Here is a 15,010-nt window from a genome sequence, read left to right on the forward strand (position 1 = left end):
GAACGTCCCGGTCCACAGCCTTCCAGAAGGGGGTGCGGTCCGAGACCGCGGCCGGGATGATCAGGGCATGGACCTCCCGTTCGCGCTCCCCGTCGCCCCGATGCTCGCCAAGGCCGTTCCTGCGGTGCCGGAGCAGACCGCCGTCGCGGGCGGATACTCCTACGAGCCAAAGTGGGACGGGTTCCGCGCGATCGTCTCGGTCTCCGGCGGGGAGTGCGAGATCGGGAGCCGCGGCTCCAAGCCGCTGACCCGGTACTTCCCCGAGCTCGTCGAGGCCTTCCTCCGGCTGCTCCCCGACGGCTGCGTGCTCGACGGCGAGATCGTCCTGGCGACCGGCGAGCCGGGAGCGCAGCGGCTCGACTGGGACCTGCTCTCGCAACGCATCCATCCGGCCGCGAGCCGCGTGACGATGCTGGCGGAGACCACCCCGGCGATGCTCGTCGCCTTCGACCTGCTCGCCGTGGACGGGCGCAGCATGCTCGAGGAGCCGTACTCGGCGCGGCGGGAGGCGCTCGCCGCGGTGATGGCCGGCGTCCCGCATCCGCTGCACCTCGGCCGCGCCACCGACGACGAGGCCCTGGCGCGCGACTGGCTCGAGCGCTTCGAGGGCGCAGGACTGGACGGCGTCGTGGCGAAGCCCCTGGCCGCGCCCTACTCCCCCGGGAAGCGCGCCGTGCTCAAGGTCAAGCACCACCGCACGGCCGACGTGATCGCGATCGGGTACCGCGAGCACGCCTCCAAGCCGGGCGTGGGCTCGATCCTGCTCGGCCTGCACGGCGACGACGGAGAGGTCCGCCAGGTCGGCGGGGCCTCGGCCTTCAGCGACGAGCGTCGCGTGCAGCTGGTGGAGGAGCTCGCACCCGCGGTCGAGCGCGACGCGGAGGGAGCACCGGTACGCGGCGAGGGCGAGCGGAGCCGGTTCTCGAGCGGCCGCGACACCTCCTTCGTGCGCCTGCGTCCCGAGCTCGTGCTCGAGGTCCGCTACGACCAGCGCGAGGGCGACCGCTTCCGGCACACCGTGCAGTTCGAGCGCTGGCGCCCTGACCGCGACGCCGCCTCCTGCACCATGGAGCAGCTGGAGCAGCCGACCGCGTACGACCTCGGCGACGTCCTCGGCTAGGCCTTCTTCGCGCGGCTGGGCTGCACGCGGGGCGGCTCGCCCGGCATCTTGGGGAAGTCGGGCGGGAACGGCAGCTCGCCGAGGCCGGCGGCGACATCGCGCTCCCACCAGCCGAGCAGGGCGTCGAGGTGACCGGGGGCGTCGTGCATCCGGGCCCACGGATCACCGCGCTCGGCGAGGCGCACCGGGACCGTGCGGATCGTGAAGGCCCGCGGGTCGACGCCGTCGAGCTCGTCCCAGTCCAGCGGAGTGGAGACGGGAGCGTGCGCGAGCGGCCGCGGGCTGTAGGCACCGGCGATCGTCCGGTCGCGGTTGGCCTGGTTGAAGTCGACGAAGATCCGCTCGCCGCGCTCCTCCTTCCACCACGCCGTCGTGACCTTCTCGGGCATCCGCCGCTCCAGCTCGCGCGCCGCGGCGATCACCGCGTGGCGGACGTCGAGGAACTCGTGCTCGGCGACGATCGGCGCGAAGACGTGCAGGCCGCGGTTGCCGGACGTCTTCACGAACGGGTCGAGGCCGGCCTCCCGCAGGACCTCCCGCAGCGCGTGCGCGGCGACGACCGCGTCGGCGACGTCGGTGCCGGGCTGCGGGTCGAGGTCGATCCGGAGCTGGTCGGGCAGGTCGGGCGCATCGGCGCGGGACGCCCACGGATGGAAGACGACGGTGTTCATCTGCGCCGCCCAGACGGCGGCCGCGGGCTCGTCGATCACGAGCTGCGGATGCACCCGCCCGCTCGGGTACGTCACCGGGACGGACCGGACGTACTCGGGCGCGCCCTTGGGCGGGTTCTTCGAGAAGAACTGCTCGCCCTCGATCCCGGAGGAGAAGCGCTGCAGCGAGACGGGGCGGCCGCCGTTCGCCGCGACGAACGGCTCGCCGACGGCGACCAGGTACTCCGCGACCTCGCGCTTGGTGATGCCCGGCTCCGGGAACAGCACGCGCTCGGGGCTCGAGATCCGCACCTCCCGGTCGCCGTGCGGTCCGGGGACGGTGAGGACGACGGCGTCGCTGCTGGGCATCTGCTGAGGCTAGCCCGCGGCGCCGCCCGGCGACAGGGGTCCTCCGGGGCGCCGCCGCAGCCGGATCGGGCCCTTCGCCCGCGAGGGGTCGACGACCTGTCCGCCCTGCACGATGTCGATCTCGCCCCGGTCGACCAGGCGGCGCGCGGCCCGGCGCACGGGCTCCATCAGCGGCCGCCACTCCTCGCCGCCGACCCGGCGCGCGACCTCGGACGGGCACGCCGTCGACGACGCCGCTCGCGCGAGCAGGACGGTCCGGATCTCCTCCTCGAGGCGCGCCTCCTCCGGTCCGACTCCGCGACGGCGGCAGGCGTCCGAGCAGTAGCGGACGTCCTCCCAGTCCCGTGCCCACTTCGCGCGCCACTCGATCTCGCGACCGCAGGAGGCGCAGGTCTTGCTCTCGGGGTGCGCGGTGGACGTGCGCTGACGGTGGGCCATGCCCTCGAGTCTGCGCGCAGACCGCGGCCGCGGCGACGGGTTGCGCTGAGGGCGAGCGACGGGTGCGCGGACGCCGGCGCCGACGACGGGCACCCGATCCGGCGTGATCGGGAACAGGGAGCGGCGGATCGGCGTTCCCCGGGGTGGCGGCGTCATACTCCGCAATGGGGCGGCCCTCCCCCGGCCGGTGCGCCAGTCTGGAGGGGCCGTGCTGCGGCGCGACGGCGGGCCACCACCCCGTGCCGCACCCTCGATCGATCAGGAGTCTCCGATGAGCCGCGAGAACCTCGCCACCACCCCGGACCGCGAGCCGGAGCACCGCGCCTTCGCCGGACTCTCCCCGGAGGACTTCAAGCTCGCGTTCCGCAACCACGCCGCCGGAGTCGCGCTGATCACCGCCGACCCGGGCACCGGCCCGGTCGCCCTGACCGCGACCTCCGTCTTCTCGGTGAGCGCCGAGCCGCCGCTGTTCGTCTTCTCGCTCTCGTCCGCCTCGTCCAGCTCTCCGGCCATCCAGGCGTCCGAGACGCTGGTCGTGCACCTGCTCGGGGCGGAGCAGCTCGACCTGGCGCGTCTGGGCTCGACCAGCGGCATCGACCGCTTCGCCGACACGTCGCTCTGGTCGCGGCTGCCCACGGGCGAGCCGTTCTTCCCGGGCGCCGCCGCCTGGATCCGCGGCACGGTGATCAACCGCATGGAGGCGGGATCCTCCACGATCGTCGCCGTGCACGCCCTCGAGGCCCACGTGCCCGAGGACTCCGAGACCACGGCGCCGCTCGTCTACCACAACCGCACCTGGCACCACCTCGGCGAGCACTCCCGCCTCAGTTGAGCTCCGCGGGCGCTCCGGAGCAGGCGGTTCAGGCGTCCGGGCCGGTCGCCACCGTCCGGCCCGGCGTGCTCGACCACTGCGACCAGGAGCCCGGGTAGAGCGCCGGCGCGAAGCCCGCGAGCGTGAGCGCGACGACGTCGACCGCGGCCGAGACGCCGCTGCCGCAGTACACGCCGACGGGGGCGTCCTCCCGCACGCCGAGCGCCTCGAATCCCGCACGCAGGTCGGAGGCGGGCCGGAACCGCCCCGCGGAGTCGAGCGCCGCGGACGCGGGAGCGTTCCGAGCGCCGGGGATGTGGCCCGCCCGCGGGTCGATCGGCTCGACCTCGCCGCGGTACCGCTCAGGGGCGCGGGCGTCGAGCAGGACGCCCGCCGAGGGCAGCGCCGCCGCCTCGTCGATGTCCAGCACCGGGAGCCGACCGTATGCCAGCTCGATGTCGCTCCGCTCGCACAAGACGTCGCCCGTCTCGAGCTCCCGCCCCGAGCGGATCCAGCCGGCGAGCGACCCGTCGAGCAGGCGGACGTCCTCCACTCCCGTCGCCCGCAGCAGCCACCAGGCCCGCGCGGCCGGGACGCTACGCGCGTCGTCGTACACCACGACGGACCGGCCCCGGCGGAGCCCCCAGCCGCGCGCCGCCTCCTGCAGCACCTCGATCGGAGGCAGCGGGTGGCGCCCCTCCTCCGGCTCGCCGTGGGCGGCCAGCTCGTGATCGAGGTCGACGTGCACCGCGCCGGGCAGGTGACCCGCGAGGTACTCCGGGCGGCCGTCGGGCCGGTCGAGGCGCCAGCGCACGTCGAGGACGAGCGGCGGCTCGGTGGAGGCCATGAGCTCGGCGAGCTCGTCGGGGGTGACCAGCAGGCTCTCGCGGCTGGAGGGGGTCGTCGGGGTCATGGCGTCCTTCCGATCCGCGTCGTCGGCGGAGTCCTGCCCCAGCATGCCGGGTCGCCCGGCGGCGCGGGAGCTCGGGCGGCAGCGGAGCATCAGTGCGCGAGGCGCCTTGTCGATGGTCGTCTGCCGGAGAGCCTCTCGCGCAGGCGGGTCGTCTTCGCCACTCGATACCCGCGAGCGTGGCCCGGAGGCCTGCAGGGGACCGCTCGGGCCTGAGAGCGGAGGGCGGCGGCTCTCGTCGTCCGAGGACCGCCGAAGGCCCGCCCCTCCGGCAGGAGCGGACCTTCGCTGCCTTCAGTTGGACTCGCAGGCGAACCCGTCGTCGTCCCTGTCGAGCCCTGCGACATCGCCGTAGTACGGGTAGTACAGGTCGAAGTACCGCTGAGCTGAGGCCTGGTCCGGGAAGTCGTCGCAGTTCACAGCGTCGCCGGGATAAGCAGGTCGTCCCGGGCCGGGCGCCGGTGCCGGCGCCGGCGCCGCGGCCTGCGTGCTCGCCCAGAGTGCGCGGCCCTGCGGCGAGTAGATCACCAGGTTGCCGTCGTTCTGCATGACCATCCGGGAGCCCGGGCTGCCCGCCGTGCCGGACTGCCAGCGCGCTCCGCCGGAGCCCGCGTAGACCACGGCGTTGCCGTCGGACTGCATCTCGAGCCGATTGCCGCCTCCGGACGTGCCGGCCGCCCAGCGGGCCGAGCCGCGCGAGTACACGACGAGGTTGCCGTCGCCCTGCATGACCGCCTCGCTCCCTCCGTCGGAGGAGCGCAGCAGCTGACCGGACGCGAGCCGGCTCCCGGAGGAGAGGGTGTCCCGGACGGCGGGCGCGGGCGGCGCCGGAGGAGTGTCGCTCGCCCACAGCGCGCGGCCCGAGGCGGAGTAGACGACCAGGTTGCCGTCGTTCTGCATCTGCAGGCGGGATCCCGGGTTGCCCGCCGTACCCGAGGCCCAGAGGGGTCGGCCCGAGGCGGAGGTGACCACGGCGTTGCCGTCGGACTGCATCGAGAGCGTCTCGCCCTCGCCCTGGGTGCCGGCGCCCCAGCGGACGTCCCCCCGCGAGTAGACCGCGAGATTGCCGTCGCCCTGCAGGGAGGCGCGCGACCGGCCGTCCGGCGAGGTGAGCTGCTGTCCCCGGCTGAGCCGCGAGCCGGAGGAGAGGACGTCGCGGATCTCAGGCGCGCGCGAGGTCGAGCTCGCCCAGAGCGGCCGTCCGGAGGCGGCGGTGATCACCAGGTTGCCGTCGTTCTGCATCCGCATCCGCGCGCCCGGGTTCCCGGGCGTTCCCGCCTGCCAGCGCACGCCGGACCCGGCGGCCGAGACCACCGCGTTCCCGTCGGTCTGCATCGCGAGGCGGTTGCCCGCTCCGGAGGTGACGGAGCTCCAGCGCGGGGATCCGTCCACGTAGACGACGAGATTGCCGTCGCTCTGCATCGCGGCGCGCGAGCGGCCGTCGGAGGCGGTCAGCTGCTGTCCCGGAGAGAGCTCGCGCCCGCTGTCGAGGACGTCGGCGATCGGCTCCGGCTCGGGCTCCTGCTCGTCGGCCGAGGACCAGGCCGTGTCCCCGTTCGGGCGGACGAGCACGAGCTGCCCGTCGTCCTGGATGAGGGCGAGCGCGCCGGTCTCTCCCGCGGTCCCGGACGCCCAGACGGGCGTGCCGGAGCCGGTCACGACGACGAGGTTGCCGTCCTCCTGCATCCGCACCGTGGTCGCTCCGGTGCCCTGGGTCCTGGTGCTCCAGACGGGGCGGCGCCCGGCGTCGTAGATCACGGCGTTGCCGTCCGCCTGCATCTCGAAGCTCGCGGAGTCTCCGTTCGAGAAGATGCGCTCCCCCGCGTCGAGCGAGTCGCCGCCGAGGAGAGCGTTCGTGTAGGTCTGCGATCCGCGCGCCTCTGCGGGCGGAGTCTCCCCCGGGACGAAGGCGGTCGGAGTCTCGGCGACGGCCTGCGTCGCGAGGGCGGACGGCGCCAGAGCGGCGGAACCGCCCGCGGCGAGCAGGCAGGCGAGGGCCATCGCCGCGAGGCGATGAGGAGGTCGTGGCACGGAGAGCCCTTTCGGAGGCGGCGGCGGCGGAAGCCGGGGTCGAGCGGAGCCTGGCACGCGCTCGCCACGGCCGTCCATCCGGGCCGCGCGGAACCACTCAGCCGGAGCGGGCGATCCGCGCCGGCTGCGCGGGCGCCGCCTCCGGACCACGGAGCCTCCGGCCGGCTCGCGCGCCCCGGTCGGGGGCGGCGGCGATCGACGCGGATCGACGGAGGACGTGCTCCCACGGCCGGAGCGCACCCCGCGCGGGCGCCCCGGGAGGCGGCTCGGACCTCCCGCGGCACGGAGGAGGTCCCCGTTCCTCCTAAAATCGGAGGCATGTCGAAAGTGTTGAGCAGTCTGCCCGTGGGCGAGCGTGTCGGAATCGCATTCTCGGGAGGCCTCGACACATCCGTCGCCGTCGCCTGGATGCGCGAGAAGGGCGCGGTGCCCTGCACGTACACGGCCGACATCGGCCAGTACGACGAGCCCGACATCGAGAGCGTCCCGTCCCGCGCGGCCCAGTACGGCGCCGAGATCTCGCGCCTCGTCGACGCGAAGAGCGCGCTGGTCGAGGAGGGGCTCGTCGCCCTGCAGTGCGGCGCTTTCCACATCCGCTCCGGCGGCAAGACCTACTTCAACACCACCCCCCTCGGCCGCGCCGTGACCGGCACCCTCCTCGTCCGCGCCATGCGCGAGGACGGCGTCGACATCTGGGGCGACGGCTCGACCTACAAGGGCAACGACATCGAGCGGTTCTACCGCTACGGCCTGCTCGCCAACCCCCGCCTGCGCATCTACAAGCCCTGGCTCGACGTGCAGTTCGTCAACGAGCTCGGCGGCCGCACCGAGATGTCGGAGTGGCTGGTCGCCCGCGGCTTCCCCTACCGCGACGCCACCGAGAAGGCCTACTCGACCGACGCCAACATCTGGGGCGCCACCCACGAGGCCAAGCGCCTCGAGGAGCTCTCCAGCGGCCTCGAGCTCGTCGAGCCGATCATGGGGGTCGCGTCGTGGCGCGACGAGGTCGAGATCGCCTCCGAGGTCGTCTCGGTGCGCTTCGAGGCCGGCCGCCCCGTCGCGCTGAACGGCGTCGAGTTCTCGGACGCCGTCGCGCTCGTGCTCGAGGCGAACGCGATCGGCGGACGCCACGGGCTCGGCGTCTCGGACCAGATCGAGAACCGGATCATCGAGGCCAAGAGCCGCGGCATCTACGAGGCCCCCGGCATGGCGCTGCTGCACATCGCCTACGAGCGCCTGCTGAACGCGATCCACAACGAGGACACCGTCGCCCAGTACCACTCGGAGGGCCGCCGTCTCGGCCGCCTGATGTACGAGGGCCGCTGGCTCGACCCGCAGTCGCTGATGCTGCGCGAGTCCATCCAGCGCTGGGTCGGCTCGGCCGTCTCCGGGGAGGTCACCCTGCGTCTGCGCCGCGGCGACGACTACACGATCCTCGACACGACCGGCCCCGCACTGAGCTACCACCCGGACAAGCTCTCGATGGAGAGGGTCGGCGACGCCGCCTTCGGCCCCGAGGACCGCATCGGGCAGCTCACGATGCGCAACCTCGACATCGCCGACTCCCGCTCGCGGCTCGAGCAGTACGCGGCCGCCGGCCTCGTCGGCGGTCCGACCGCCGAGCTCGTCGGCGAGCTCGAGATCGGCGAGGCCGACGCGATCACCGAGGGCGGCGGGTCCGCAGCGGCCGATGCGCTCGGACGCGCCACCGACCTGGCCTCGGAGGGTGCGGCGTTCGACGCCGGAACCGACTGAACCCGCCCGCCCGACGCCCCCGCGCGCATCCGTCCCACCGGGACGCGAGGCGCACGGGGGCGTCGTGCTGTGCGGACCGACCCGGCGCGCCGGGTGCGAGGGCGGGCCCGGCGCGAGAGCAGTGCTCCGGCGTTCGTCGCGCCGGCCGTCAGGGCGCGGAGGACCGGACGAGCGCGAGCGCGGCGTCCACGGTGGCGAGCGACTGCGCCGGATCGACGCGGGCCAGCACGAGCGCGGCCACCAGGAGCGACACGAGGACGTCCGCCTGAGCCGACGCCCACGCCTGCGCGTCGGGCCAGCGGGCCAGCGCTCCGGCACGCAGTGCGCCCAGCAGCTCGGCCCGGTAGTCGGCGATCACCTCGCGCACGGCGTCGTCGCGCGCGATCGGCGCGCCCGCGGCGTTGAGCAGCAGACAGCCGCTCCTCGCGGAGAGCGTGCGGGAGTCGGCGAGCGCCGCCCGCAGCCCGGTGAAGTACTCCTCGAGCGCGGTCGGCGACGCCCCTCGCGGATCGACGAGCGGGGCGAGCCGGGGCCGCACCACCTCGTCGAGGTAGCTCTGCACGGCAGCGTCGAAGAGCCCGCGCTTGCTGCCGAAGGCGTGGTAGAGGCTGGAGCGGCGCAGTCCGGTCGCGGACTCCAGGTCCGGGAGCGACGCCTCCTCGAAGCCGCTCTCCCAGAAGACGGCGCGGGCGGCGCGGACGACCTGCTCGGTGTCGAAGCCCTGCGTGCGACCCACGGCGCTCCTCCTGAGGGGTGACAGCTGCGGCGCCGCACTGGCGCGGACCGCTCGCTCCAGTATATTGTGGACTGGTCGTTACACAATCGGTGCGGAGCCCTCCGCATCACGACCATCGCCTGGAGGCCCGCCGTGATCGTTCTCGGACTGGTGCTCGCCGCTCTCGCCGCGGCGCTGCACGTCTACATCTTCGTGCTCGAGTCGGTCCTCTGGACGACCTCGCGCGCCCGATCGACATTCGGCACGACCGCCGGCGAGGCGGAGGCGACGAAGGAGATGGCCTACAACCAGGGCTTCTACAACCTCTTCCTCGCCGTCGTCACCGCGGCGGGCATCGTCGCCGTCGCGATCGGCGCCACCGCCGTCGGCGCGGCCCTCGTGTTCGCCGGCGCCGGATCGATGGCCGCCGCGGCACTCGTCCTGCTCCTCTCCGCTCCGACCAAGCGCCGCGCCGCGCTGACCCAGATGACCCCGGGTCTGCTCGCGGTGATCGCGCTCGCCGTCGGCCTCTCACTCTGATCCCCTCCACCACCACGAAAGGTCCTATGAGCACCGTCACCAGCACCCAGATCCAGCTCGTCCGCCGCCCCGACGGCTGGCCCGTCGCCGAGGACTTCCGGACCGCGACCGTCGAGTACGGCGATCCGGCCGCGGGCGAGATCCGCGTCGAGAACGCCTTCCTCTCGGTCGACCCCTACATGCGCGGCCGCATGAACGACGTGAAGAGCTACACCCCGCCCTTCGCCCTCGGCGAGACCATGACCGGCGGCGCCGTCGGCCGGGTGACCGTCTCCGACGACCCCGCGTTCCCCGTCGGCAGCGCGGTCCTGCACCAGCTCGGCTGGCGCGACGTCGTGCAGGCCGAGTCGTCGCAGTTCCGCGTCGTCCCCGAGATCCCCGGAGTGCCGCTCTCGCTCCGCCTCGGCATCCTCGGGATGACCGGACTCACCGCGTACGTCGGGCTCACCGCCATCGCGGGCATGAAGGAGGGCGACACCGTCTTCGTCTCGGGCGCCGCGGGAGCCGTCGGCTCGGCCGCCGGCCAGATCGCGCGCCTCCTCGGAGCCGAGCGGGTCGTCGGATCCGCGGGCTCGCCCGAGAAGGTCGCCCTGCTGACCGAGAAGTACGGCTACGACGCCGCCTTCGACTACCACTCCGGCCCGGTCCGCGAGCAGCTGGCCGAGGCCGCGCCCGACGGGATCGACGTGTACTTCGACAACGTCGGCGGCGACCACCTCGAGGCGGCCCTCGACGCCTTCCGCGACGGCGGCCGCGCGGCGCTCTGCGGAGCGATCGCCGGCTACAACAGCACCGAGAAGACGCCCGGCCCCGACAACATGGCGAACATCATCACCCGCGGTCTCACGCTGCGCGGCTTCACGCTGTCCGGCTACCTCGACCACGCGGCGGAGTTCAACCGGCTGATGGCCGGCTGGTTCGCCGACGGAGAGATCGCCTACGACGAGACCGTCGTCGACGGCATCGACCACGCCGTGGACGCGTTCCTCTCGATGATGCGCGGCGGCAACACCGGGAAGATGGTCGTCCGCGTCTAGCGCCGACCCCGGTGCGGCGGGCGCGGGGAGGGGCACCTCCGGACGCCCGCCGCATCCGTCCTCCGCCTCCCTGACCGGGACCTCCGAGAATGCTCGCGGATCCGCGGGGCCGATCGGTCCGGGCGGTGGCAGACTGCGGACATGAGCACGTTCTCGCACCGGACCGGCGCCTCCGCGCTGGCAGCAGCAGCACTCGTCCTCGTCCTCTCCGGCTGCGCGGGCAGCGGCGGAGCCCCGTCCGCGCGGACGCCGCTCCCGACGCCGACCGCGACCGCGACCCCGACGTCTTCGCCGACTCCCGCTCCGACGCCGACTCCCACCGTGACCGTGACGGTCACGGCGACCCCCGAGCCCTCGTCGACCGGTTCTCCCGCCGCGGATCCGGCGGCGGCGCGCTGCACGGGCTCCGACCTGACGATGGAGTACCGCCCCGACCCCGACGCGTCGGGTGCCGGGAACAGCGCCTTCGACCTCGTGCTCACCAGCACCTCCTCCTCGGACTGCGCTCTCGCGGGCATCCCCGGCGTCTACGCGACCGACGCCGACGGGAACCGGATCAGCGCGGTCGCCGACGCGTCCGGCCCGAACCCCGATGCTCCCGTGATCCTCGTCCCGGGCGCCCGGGCGGACGTCCGGGTCGCCTGGCACTCCCCCGGCGCCTACAGCTGCACGGTCGGGACCTCCGCGTACCTCGTCGCCGAGGTCCTCGACGCCCCGGACGGCGCTGTCCGCGCCCCCGCCGAGCTCCAGGTGTGCACCGACGGCACCGTGATGATGGATGCCTCCGCCTACACGCTGCTCTGAGCCCTTTCCGAGCGCGCACGCCTCCCGCGCGGCCCGCTCACCGGGCGCGACCCCTTGACCGGGCGCGGCGCAGCCGGGACCCTCACACTACACGTCCCCACCCCACCCCGGAGGTCACCATGAAGGTCGGCTCACTCGTTCTCCGTCTCGCCGTCGGCGGGCTCTTCGTCGGACACGGTCTGCAGAAGCTGCGGGGCTCGTTCGACGGCCCCGGCCTCGACGGCACCGAGCAGATGATGTCGAGCCTGGAGATGCACCCGGCCCGGCGCAACGCCGTCGCCGCAGCGGTGACCGAGACGGCCGGAGGCGCCGCTCTCGCCCTCGGCGCCGCGACTCCGCTCGCCGCCGCCGGACTCGTCGCCACGATGGTCACCGCCGTGCGCAAGGTGCACTGGAGCAACGGCCTGTGGAACGCGGGCGGCGGGTGGGAGTACAACGCCGTCCTCGTCGCGGCGACGGCCGCGATCGTCGCGGACGGCCCCGGCGCGCTCTCGTTCGACGCCCTGATCGGCAAGCGCAAGTGGGGAGCCGGCTGGGCGCTGTTCGCCCTGATCGGCGGAGCGGCTGCGTCGACCGCCCTGATCCAGGCCGGGCGACGCGCCGCGCCGGTCGGAGCGGGCACCTCCGGCTCCGACGACGGCGGGTCGGACGACGACGGCGCCGACTCGACCGCCTCGTAGCTCCGCTCCGCCGCACTGTGCGGGCGCGGTAGCGTCGGAGGCGTGACCGAGACACGCGCCTCCGACCCCGACCGCCCCGAGACCGACGCGCTCGCCCTCTGGCTCGCGGCGGTCGAGCGCCTCGACGCTCAGGACGACCCGGACGGCGTCGTCGAGCGGATGCGCGTCCTCGCAGCCCGCTACCCGGGACACGACGGAGTCGCCGCTTTCGAGCTGGGCGGCGCCCTCGACAGCGCGGGACACGAGGCGGAGGCGGCGGTCGAGTACGAGCGCGCCCTCGCAGCCGGCCTGGATGACGAGCGGCGGGCGCGGTTGACGATCCAGTACGCCTCGACACTCCGGAACCTCGGCCGCACCGATGAGGCGATCGACCTCCTCGCCGGCGCCGCCGCGCACCCCGCGGTGGGCTCCGCGCGGGAGGTGTTCCTCGCGCTCGCCCTGCACAGCGCCGGGCGCGTCGACGAGGCCCTGCGGATCGCGCTGGAGGCGCTGGCTCCGGGGCTCCCCCGGTACCAGCGCTCCGTCCGCGCCTACGCCGCCGCCCTCACCGACCCCGAGCAGTAGCGCGGAGGCTCGGCGCGGCGAGCGCCGAACCTCCATGGGCGCCGACTCAGTCCTCGAGCAGGATCGCGTCGATCTGCCCCATCGCCTGGCGGAGTCCCTCCTCCATGCCCATCTGGACCATCTGCTCGAGCTGCTCGACCGACTCGAAACGGCTGCGGAGGACCATCCGCGTGCGCCCCGGCTCGATCTCGTCGAGGGTGACCGTGGCCCGGGTGATCCCCAGCGCGTCGACCGGGTCGCCGCGCTCGTCGGCGAAGCCGTCCTCGAACTCGAACCGCGTCGGCTCCTCCACCCGGGTCACGCGCCACCAGCCGCGCGCCTGCTCGCCGTCCGGTCCCGTCATGACGTAGGCGCTCCGTCCGCCCTCGACCGGCTCGTGCCGCTCGAAGGTCGCCGGCCAGGTCGGCGGCCCCCACCAGCGCTCGAGGCGGCGCGGATCCGTCCAGAGGAGCCAGACGCGCTCGATCCCCGCGTCGAACTCGGCGGTCACGGTCAGGGTCAGTTCCTCGATGTCCTTGACGGACTGCAGCACGCTCATCGCGCCTCTCCCTCCAGCAGATCCCGCGCGCCGGTCGGCTCGCAGGTGTCACTCCTCGTCGAGGAGGTCCGACATGCGGTCGATCCTCCCCGCCCACAGCTGCTCGTAGGCGTCGAGCAGGCGCGACGCCTGCCGCACTGCGGCGACCTCGCCCTGCACCAGCTGCTCCCGCCCCCTCCTCCGCTTGCGGACGAGTGCCGCCCGCTCGAGGACGGCCACGTGCTTCTGCACCGCCGCGAACGACATCTCGTAGCGCGCCGCGAGTGCGGAGACGGACTGCTCGCCGACCAGCACCCGGGCGACGATGTCGCGGCGGGTGCTGTCGGCCAGCGCCCGGAAGAGCAGGTCGATGTCGGCGTCCATTCGTACAACCATGTGGTTGCACATTAGGGCCGTCCCCTCCCCCGCGCAAGAGCATCCGTCTCCGGGGCGAGCGCACCGACCGGCGCCCGACCTCAGGCGCTCGCGGCGTCGAGGGCCTCGGCAGCGGCCGCGAGCACCCAGTCCGGCAGGGGGCGGGCCGCGAACAGCGAGGCGTAGAGCCGGGCCATCGAGTCGTCGGGGTCGAGCCGCAGCGCCTCGTCGAGGTGGAGCCCCGCGAGGCTCGAGACTCCCCTCGCCCACCAGCACCACGCGAGAACGGTGAGCACGGAGGAGCGCGCCTCCTCCGGCGCCAGCGCGGCGGCGCGGGCGAGGAGCCCGGTCGCCCGCGCCAGACGGCCGCGCTCCGGAGCACGCCCGCTGCCGAGCAGCAGGGCCGACAGCTCGAGGTCGTGGTCGTCGTCCGTTCCGGCGCGGGCGTCGCCCACCGCGCCGGGCGGCACTCCCACTCCTCCCTGCGGGCTCCGCGCGATCTGCACGGTCACCCGGTCGCGGAGGGGCGGCGACTGCAGGGTCCGCACGATCAGTCCTTCGCGGCGGACGTCCCGCGGTCCGCTGAGCCAGCGCTCGACGAGCCGTTCCGTGTCGCCGACCAGGGGCGGCCGGCGGAGCACCTCCGCGACGAGCGCGCGATCCTCCTCGACGACCGGCGGCAGCACGGAGAGCGCGTCGATGTCCAGAGGCTCATCGGCCACCGCTCGGGCGAGGACGCCGGTCTCGCTCCGCTCGATCTCGAGGAGCGGACGTGGCCTGCGGCACTCCTCGGCGTCCGTGTAGCGCCCCCATCCGTCGGCGGCGATGCAGGCCACGGCGATGATGTCCAGGCGCGTGCGCTCCAGGCGCCGGAGCACCGCGTGGCCGAGGTCGAGATGCGGGATCCCCCGCTCCTCGGCGTAGCCCGCACGGGTGCAGACCACCACCAGCACACCGGTGGCCCGCGGCATCGTCTCCATCATGGCCGCGCAGCCGCCCGCCAGCGCCTCCGCCTCCATCCCGCGCAGCGTCTCCGGGAGCGGGATCCGGAAGCCTCCCCCGGCGCGCGTGCCGAGGAACGGCACCACCACGACGGACTCCTCCGGACGGATGCCGATGATGGAGGGGACGGCCGCCAGGAGGTCCTGGATCGCGCTCGCCCGCAGGACTTCGGGATCGCGGCGGCGGGACGGAGGAGCAGGGGTTCGCTGTGTGGATGTCATGTCCGACACCCTGCTCGCGTCGCCGGCGGTGCAGGATCCCGCAGGCTCGGACCGGGGAGAACCGGGGCGGACCGGCGCCTGTGGAGGAGCGTCCGGGGCCGGCGGCTCAGCCGGCCGCGGGAGCCCGCAGCACCTTCGCCATCGGCCGTCCCTTCGCGATCTCGTCGATCAGCTTGTCGAGGTACCGGATGCGCTGCATCAGCGGATCCTCGATCGTCTCGACTCGCACGCCGCAGATCACTCCCGTGATCGCCGAGGCCTGCGGAGGCAGGCGCGCCTCCGCGAAGAACTCCTCGAAGGTCGTCCTGCTCTCGAGGTGCCGGGCCAGCTCCTCGTCCGAGAAGCCGGTGAGCCAGCGGACCGCCTCGTCGACCTCCTCCCTCGTCCGGCCCTTGCGCTCCGCCTTCGCCACGTAGAGGGGGTGCACGTCGGCGAACGCCACGGAGAAGATCCTGCTCATGGCCGGGAAGC

17 protein-coding genes are annotated in these 15,010 nt (G+C 74.0%); 8 read left to right on the forward strand and 9 right to left on the reverse strand.

The window, feature by feature from the left end; all coding sequences use genetic code 11:
• The first annotated feature begins 67 nt into the window (after nucleotides 1-67).
• Nucleotides 68-1,120, forward strand: a complete 1,053-nt coding sequence (locus tag C5C74_RS06010; protein WP_104351147.1) for an ATP-dependent DNA ligase — start codon at nucleotides 68-70, stop codon at nucleotides 1,118-1,120.
• Here C5C74_RS06010 and ligD read toward each other — a convergent pair.
• Together ligD and C5C74_RS06020 are read right to left on the reverse strand one after the other, a co-directional pair.
• Nucleotides 1,117-2,139 (reverse strand): non-homologous end-joining DNA ligase, encoded by a 1,023-nt coding sequence (ligD, locus tag C5C74_RS06015; protein ID WP_181133693.1) that lies wholly within the window; start codon nucleotides 2,137-2,139, stop codon nucleotides 1,117-1,119. The genes C5C74_RS06010 and ligD overlap by 4 nt on opposite strands.
• A 9-nt stretch (nucleotides 2,140-2,148) precedes the next feature.
• Nucleotides 2,149-2,577, reverse strand: coding sequence for a DUF2256 and DUF3253 domain-containing protein (locus C5C74_RS06020; RefSeq protein ID WP_104233370.1), 429 nt, complete (start codon nucleotides 2,575-2,577; stop codon nucleotides 2,149-2,151).
• Between the two features lie 271 nt (nucleotides 2,578-2,848).
• Between C5C74_RS06020 and C5C74_RS06025 the strand changes: the two genes are divergently transcribed.
• A complete protein-coding gene (locus C5C74_RS06025; RefSeq protein ID WP_104222547.1) occupies nucleotides 2,849-3,409 on the forward strand; it encodes a flavin reductase family protein in 561 nt (186 codons plus the stop codon).
• A gap of 28 nt (nucleotides 3,410-3,437) precedes the next feature.
• Here the strand turns inward: C5C74_RS06025 and C5C74_RS06030 are convergent, their stop codons facing one another.
• Together C5C74_RS06030 and C5C74_RS06035 are read right to left on the reverse strand one after the other, a co-directional pair.
• Nucleotides 3,438-4,301: a sulfurtransferase gene (locus C5C74_RS06030; RefSeq protein ID WP_104351168.1), complete on the reverse strand. Its 864-nt coding sequence runs from the start codon at nucleotides 4,299-4,301 to the stop codon at nucleotides 3,438-3,440.
• 291 nt (nucleotides 4,302-4,592) lie between these two features.
• Nucleotides 4,593-6,299, reverse strand: coding sequence for an excalibur calcium-binding domain-containing protein (locus C5C74_RS06035; RefSeq protein WP_181134652.1), 1,707 nt, complete (start codon nucleotides 6,297-6,299; stop codon nucleotides 4,593-4,595).
• A gap of 348 nt (nucleotides 6,300-6,647) precedes the next feature.
• Here C5C74_RS06035 and argG point away from each other — a divergent pair, with 348 nt between their 5' ends.
• Nucleotides 6,648-8,084, forward strand: coding sequence for an argininosuccinate synthase (gene argG / locus C5C74_RS06040; RefSeq protein ID WP_104222545.1), 1,437 nt, complete (start codon nucleotides 6,648-6,650; stop codon nucleotides 8,082-8,084).
• Nucleotides 8,085-8,232: 148 nt separating this feature from the next.
• On the opposite strand, the gene C5C74_RS06045 is transcribed toward argG, so the two are convergent.
• Complete coding sequence (locus C5C74_RS06045; protein ID WP_104255471.1) at nucleotides 8,233-8,820, reverse strand: TetR/AcrR family transcriptional regulator; 588 nt, start codon at nucleotides 8,818-8,820, stop codon at nucleotides 8,233-8,235.
• Nucleotides 8,821-8,952: 132 nt separating this feature from the next.
• Between C5C74_RS06045 and C5C74_RS06050 the strand changes: the two genes are divergently transcribed.
• The 5 genes from C5C74_RS06050 (at nucleotide 8,953) to C5C74_RS06075 (ending at nucleotide 12,424) form a co-directional block, all read left to right on the forward strand.
• Nucleotides 8,953-9,339: a DUF1304 domain-containing protein gene (locus C5C74_RS06050; protein WP_104233374.1), complete on the forward strand. Its 387-nt coding sequence runs from the start codon at nucleotides 8,953-8,955 to the stop codon at nucleotides 9,337-9,339.
• 26 nt (nucleotides 9,340-9,365) lie between these two features.
• Entirely contained in the window at nucleotides 9,366-10,376 is a 1,011-nt protein-coding gene (locus C5C74_RS06055) for an NADP-dependent oxidoreductase (RefSeq protein WP_104351149.1), read from the forward strand.
• Nucleotides 10,377-10,517: 141 nt separating this feature from the next.
• Nucleotides 10,518-11,180, forward strand: coding sequence for a DUF4232 domain-containing protein (locus C5C74_RS17315; RefSeq protein ID WP_181134653.1), 663 nt, complete (start codon nucleotides 10,518-10,520; stop codon nucleotides 11,178-11,180).
• 119 nt (nucleotides 11,181-11,299) lie between these two features.
• Nucleotides 11,300-11,860 carry a DoxX family protein gene (locus tag C5C74_RS06070; protein ID WP_104308383.1) on the forward strand — a complete coding sequence of 187 codons (561 nt, stop codon included), beginning with the start codon at nucleotides 11,300-11,302 and terminating at the stop codon, nucleotides 11,858-11,860.
• 42 nt (nucleotides 11,861-11,902) lie between these two features.
• Nucleotides 11,903-12,424 (forward strand): tetratricopeptide repeat protein, encoded by a 522-nt coding sequence (locus C5C74_RS06075; RefSeq protein ID WP_244230648.1) that lies wholly within the window; start codon nucleotides 11,903-11,905, stop codon nucleotides 12,422-12,424.
• Between the two features lie 46 nt (nucleotides 12,425-12,470).
• On the opposite strand, the gene C5C74_RS06080 is transcribed toward C5C74_RS06075, so the two are convergent.
• From C5C74_RS06080 to C5C74_RS06095, 4 genes are all read right to left on the reverse strand, one after another.
• On the reverse strand, nucleotides 12,471-12,962 hold the full coding sequence (locus C5C74_RS06080; protein ID WP_104261127.1) for an SRPBCC domain-containing protein: 492 nt from the start codon (nucleotides 12,960-12,962) through the stop codon (nucleotides 12,471-12,473).
• 48 nt (nucleotides 12,963-13,010) lie between these two features.
• Nucleotides 13,011-13,325: an ArsR/SmtB family transcription factor gene (locus C5C74_RS06085; RefSeq protein ID WP_374953497.1), complete on the reverse strand. Its 315-nt coding sequence runs from the start codon at nucleotides 13,323-13,325 to the stop codon at nucleotides 13,011-13,013.
• A 92-nt stretch (nucleotides 13,326-13,417) separates the two neighbouring features.
• Nucleotides 13,418-14,539 carry a DUF4192 family protein gene (locus C5C74_RS06090; RefSeq protein ID WP_146083011.1) on the reverse strand — a complete coding sequence of 374 codons (1,122 nt, stop codon included), beginning with the start codon at nucleotides 14,537-14,539 and terminating at the stop codon, nucleotides 13,418-13,420.
• Nucleotides 14,540-14,645: 106 nt separating this feature from the next.
• The gene (locus C5C74_RS06095; RefSeq protein WP_104222536.1) at nucleotides 14,646-14,999 is read right to left on the reverse strand and encodes a DUF2200 domain-containing protein; all 354 of its coding nucleotides are present in this window, start codon (nucleotides 14,997-14,999) and stop codon (nucleotides 14,646-14,648) included.
• Nucleotides 15,000-15,010: the final 11 nt, after the last annotated feature.

It is taken from the genome of Rathayibacter sp. AY1E8 (assembly GCF_002931415.1).
Classification (GTDB): Bacteria; Actinomycetota; Actinomycetes; order Actinomycetales; family Microbacteriaceae; genus Rathayibacter.

Coding starts and splice junctions, on each gene's coding strand:
- C5C74_RS06070 (WP_104308383.1), top strand. CDS start 11,300: ATGAAGGTCGGCTCACTCGTTCTCCGTCTCGCCGTCGGCGGGCTCTTC.
- C5C74_RS06085 (WP_374953497.1), bottom strand. CDS start 13,325: ATGGACGCCGACATCGACCTGCTCTTCCGGGCGCTGGCCGACAGCACC.
- C5C74_RS06025 (WP_104222547.1), top strand. CDS start 2,849: ATGAGCCGCGAGAACCTCGCCACCACCCCGGACCGCGAGCCGGAGCAC.
- C5C74_RS17315 (WP_181134653.1), top strand. CDS start 10,518: ATGAGCACGTTCTCGCACCGGACCGGCGCCTCCGCGCTGGCAGCAGCA.
- C5C74_RS06030 (WP_104351168.1), bottom strand. CDS start 4,301: ATGACCCCGACGACCCCCTCCAGCCGCGAGAGCCTGCTGGTCACCCCC.
- ligD (WP_181133693.1), bottom strand. CDS start 2,139: ATGCCCAGCAGCGACGCCGTCGTCCTCACCGTCCCCGGACCGCACGGC.
- C5C74_RS06010 (WP_104351147.1), top strand. CDS start 68: ATGGACCTCCCGTTCGCGCTCCCCGTCGCCCCGATGCTCGCCAAGGCC.
- C5C74_RS06055 (WP_104351149.1), top strand. CDS start 9,366: ATGAGCACCGTCACCAGCACCCAGATCCAGCTCGTCCGCCGCCCCGAC.
- C5C74_RS06090 (WP_146083011.1), bottom strand. CDS start 14,539: ATGACATCCACACAGCGAACCCCTGCTCCTCCGTCCCGCCGCCGCGAT.
- C5C74_RS06095 (WP_104222536.1), bottom strand. CDS start 14,999: ATGAGCAGGATCTTCTCCGTGGCGTTCGCCGACGTGCACCCCCTCTAC.
- C5C74_RS06020 (WP_104233370.1), bottom strand. CDS start 2,577: ATGGCCCACCGTCAGCGCACGTCCACCGCGCACCCCGAGAGCAAGACC.
- argG (WP_104222545.1), top strand. CDS start 6,648: ATGTCGAAAGTGTTGAGCAGTCTGCCCGTGGGCGAGCGTGTCGGAATC.
- C5C74_RS06035 (WP_181134652.1), bottom strand. CDS start 6,299: ATGGCCCTCGCCTGCCTGCTCGCCGCGGGCGGTTCCGCCGCTCTGGCG.
- C5C74_RS06080 (WP_104261127.1), bottom strand. CDS start 12,962: ATGAGCGTGCTGCAGTCCGTCAAGGACATCGAGGAACTGACCCTGACC.